General features: G+C 49.9%; 4 protein-coding genes. 2 read left to right on the top strand and 2 right to left on the bottom strand.

Going from position 1 to position 3,501, the window contains the following annotated elements; translation table 11 throughout:
* Window positions 1-134: 134 nt before the first annotated feature.
* Window positions 135-623, bottom strand: coding sequence for a hypothetical protein (locus QUA43_RS30550; protein WP_333379506.1), 489 nt, complete (start codon window positions 621-623; stop codon window positions 135-137).
* A gap of 124 nt (window positions 624-747) precedes the next feature.
* The gene (locus tag QUA43_RS30545; protein ID WP_333379503.1) at window positions 748-2,409 is read right to left on the bottom strand and encodes a hypothetical protein; all 1,662 of its coding nucleotides are present in this window, start codon (window positions 2,407-2,409) and stop codon (window positions 748-750) included.
* A 155-nt stretch (window positions 2,410-2,564) separates the two neighbouring features.
* On the opposite strand from QUA43_RS30545, the gene QUA43_RS30540 reads away from it, so the two are divergent.
* Both QUA43_RS30540 and QUA43_RS30535 read left to right on the top strand, forming a co-directional pair.
* On the top strand, window positions 2,565-2,987 hold the full coding sequence (locus tag QUA43_RS30540) for a hypothetical protein (RefSeq protein ID WP_333379502.1): 423 nt from the start codon (window positions 2,565-2,567) through the stop codon (window positions 2,985-2,987).
* 92 nt (window positions 2,988-3,079) lie between these two features.
* Window positions 3,080-3,364 (top strand): HU family DNA-binding protein, encoded by a 285-nt coding sequence (locus QUA43_RS30535; protein ID WP_333379500.1) that lies wholly within the window; start codon window positions 3,080-3,082, stop codon window positions 3,362-3,364.
* Window positions 3,365-3,501: the final 137 nt, after the last annotated feature.

Raw genomic sequence — 3,501 nt, 5'->3', positions numbered from 1 at the left:
TTCGGATTCAAAGTCTAAAAGTGGCTGATATTCGGTCTCAGGCGGTTCCCAGTAAATATCGTTGAAGTCGGCGGTGAGTTGCATTAAAAGTAGGGGGTAATAGTGTCGTCTTCGCTTACGAGATAAGTTTGTTGTCAGTAATCGTCATCGTCATCGTCATCGTCGGGATTCCACCGGGTGTCGTCATAATCATCCGATGTGTCGCGTTCCCCGAATGCCAATTCGGCGCTATCATCTGCTACATATTTGGCAAGAGGAACAACTGAGTGATCGGCTCTAGTCGCAGCGAAATTTTCAATCTTCAGCGTGACCGGATCGACGCCGTGAGCTGTGAGAAACTCTGCGAAGTTATCCCAAGCCTCCTCGGCTTTAGCTAACTGAATTTTCTTAGATTCGATTATGGAATTGAATGTTTCTATGGATGCCTGCTGCTTCGCCAACTGGTGTTTAAGTTCGTGCCATTTGTAGGGCAATTCCAGTTCTTCGGCCACTCTAGTGCGAAGGATATCAAGGCTTTCTGAAGGATCTTCCCAATCTTCTAGATGGGCTTCTAGCCACACTTTGCAATTTTCGTAGTTGCCTAAATTTTTGGTGTATCCAAAGCCGATTTGGGTGATTTTCATGAGTTTGCTCGAAATTGTTTAAGGGTTATGTGGGAGGAAGCGATCGCCCTAACGTCCAAGACGATCGCGCAAACGAGATATGGGAGATAAGTTCTTCATGTCTAAAGCTCTATGCAAGCAATCGCTAGTGCATCGCATCACCTCCCGGTGGAGCTCGCCCGATCGCACATATTGCACCGCGGGCAAACTTCCTGATACTGTTTGCCCGATCGCACTTGGCAACACTCATCGGCGGAAACTTGGGGGGTTTGGGCCCCGGCAGTTTAGCAAAACTCCCTGTGTCGGGCGGTTCGTCGGTGTCAGTTTGTCGCGCAGCGCGATCGCACCAAGCGTCAAAAGTGGGGATTGAAAAGTTCCAGCACTTGCGACCTTCGTAATGATCGGAGCTGCTAAGCAAATGATCGGAGCTCGGCGCAACCTCCATCACTTCGGATGGTTCCGGCTCGTACCATTCTGCCGGACACGGGGCCCACTCGCACATCGAATCCATAGACACCATAAGCGCTTCAGAGTTTTCGGCATCCCAGCGAGCCATCGCTTCGTTGAAAGCATCGATGCTGGGAAAGTCATCTGGGTCTGGCGGCTCGTCCACCGATTCCACTTCAAAGTTAAGCAGGCTCAGTTGCCCGTCGGGATCGGATTGATAGTGGATAATCTCAGGCTGAGGCGGGGAATAGCGAGCGAGAAACGTATCAGACAGACGAATCCCCGTCAAGATCGGATTTGGATCGGATTCAGATCGGGGGAGATTTTCGGTCGCTGGTACGATCGCACTTTCGAGCAATTCTGCCTCAGTTTCACCAACGGGGGAATCATCAAGTATGACTGCCGAGGATTTGAACAACTCCAGAAGTTGATGGGCTGTTGAAGTTTTGCGAGTGACACCGGGGGAATTTTTGGCCGCTGGTACGATCGCACTTTGGCTCAATTTTGGCTCAATCCGTCCCTTGCCATCGCCACGGTTCGGCGGTTGTTCATCGTTTAAGGCTGTTAATTCAAGCGACTGATCGGGTAAAGCCGGCCGCCAATCTCTTTCACTATCCCCGGATATCGCCAGAAATTGGTCGCGTATTTGGCATCTATCCACCTCACTTTTAAAGCTGTTGCTACTTGCATCTGGTTCGGCGGTATCAATGCGTGAGTGATGTAGTCCAGGGCTTGCAGTTCCAATTCTGTCGGTATCAGTTTTGTCAGTTTTATTTCCATCTGGCTTTTGTGCGATCGGGCGGGGATAAACCATGCGGCCGAATTTGGACTCGACACCGGGGGGAGTTTCGATCGGCTCCTGGGCTTGAACTTCGATCGGCTTGATAATCACTGAGCCAGGCTCGACAACTCGATCGCCAGGTCTAGCCGCAAAACTTCTACGCCCACTGAGATACTCATCAGCGGGAACCGGGAGAAAACCAACAAAGTGATCCTCAGCGTCCACTACCCAACAGATATCAAGGTTGAAACGTGTCTCTTGGCGTTGAACTTCGATCGGCTCCTGGGCTTGAACTTCGATGAGACTTTGAAAATAGCTTTCAATCTCAGCATCGTGAGTCTGCCGAAATTCCTCCGCGTCAAAGGCATTATCAATTACTGGTTCGATCGCCTCAACCGGTTCGACTTGGGCCGCGGGGGGAACTTCCAGCAGTTGCAGCAGCGGGGGCTGCACGCCAATGAGTGCATCTATCCAGTTTTGGCGGCATCGTCTGTCGCCTTCTGGTACCACATTCAGTTGCCAGCCGATTTCCTTTAATTCCTTGAGATTTTTCTGTTGAAGCTGTTCCAGGGTGTACATAGGTTTTGGGGAAAGGGTGAGGGGCGCTCACCCGCCAACATTAAGGGTATGCAGGGTTGCAAGCATCTTAACTAAGATGTTATAACAATATTACTATTTCAATTGAAATGCTGTCAACATCTTAGTTAAGATTCTGCTACTTTAAGAGGGACGTTATGACTGAAACCTATGCGGAAAGCCAAGCACAAGCCCCACGGGGAACTAAAAACAACAAAGACTTACGGATTGACACCGACAGCAATCAAAATGCTGGACGACTTAGCACGGGAACTGGGACTCAGCGCATCTCACCTAATAGAAAAGGTAGCGAGGAGGGAAATATCCTTAGTTACGCCGTTGGGGGAATGCTTGACCAACTCATAGACGATGCTGAGAAACAACTGGTCAAGTCGAATGAGTGCATCGTCTGGTATCGAGAAGAGGTCAAAGAATATGAGCACAAGCTGAACAATTTCCGCAGGCTCAAAGAGTTGCATCAGCAGCAAATGGCAGCAGCAGAAGCAGAAGCTAGTAACCTACTAGACGAAGCAACAGAATCATCCAACGATAGCAACGGCGGGGAAGACCTCGCAGAATAACCGCAACAGAAACCAGCATCGCCGTCGGGTGCTGGTTTTGCGCTACTAATAACTAATGACTAACAACTAATGACTAAAGGGCGATCGCACTTATGAACAAAGGAGAACTGGTGGACTTGCTGGCAACTAAGGCCGACACCACCAAGAAAGTAGCAAATGCACTGCTGGACGCTTTTATTGATTCAGTCACCGCCGCGGTGGCGGACGGTGAGAAAGTAACGCTAGTAGGTTTTGGCTCTTTCGAGGCGAGGGAACGCAAAGCTCGCGACGGTCGAAACCCTAAAACTATGGAACCTTTGAGAATCCCAGCTACTACTGTGCCAGCCTTTTCTCCAGGCAAGCAGTTTAAGGATGCTGTGAGCGGTAAGACCGTGTAAGACAGATTGCCGATCGTCGTGAAGTGCGATCGGCCACCACTAGACAACCACTAGACAAGTAATCATGAAGCACCCCGACTTGAAAAAATACGCCGATGAAGTGAATGAAATGCAAGACTTGCCGCCAGCAACTGTAG

Origin of the sequence: Microcoleus sp. N9_B4 (genome assembly GCF_036701635.1) — a bacterium.
GTDB lineage: Bacteria > Cyanobacteriota > Cyanobacteriia > Cyanobacteriales > Microcoleaceae > Microcoleus.
Note: the sequence above shows the minus strand (reverse complement) of the source record. Positions and strands in the feature narration are given on the sequence as shown.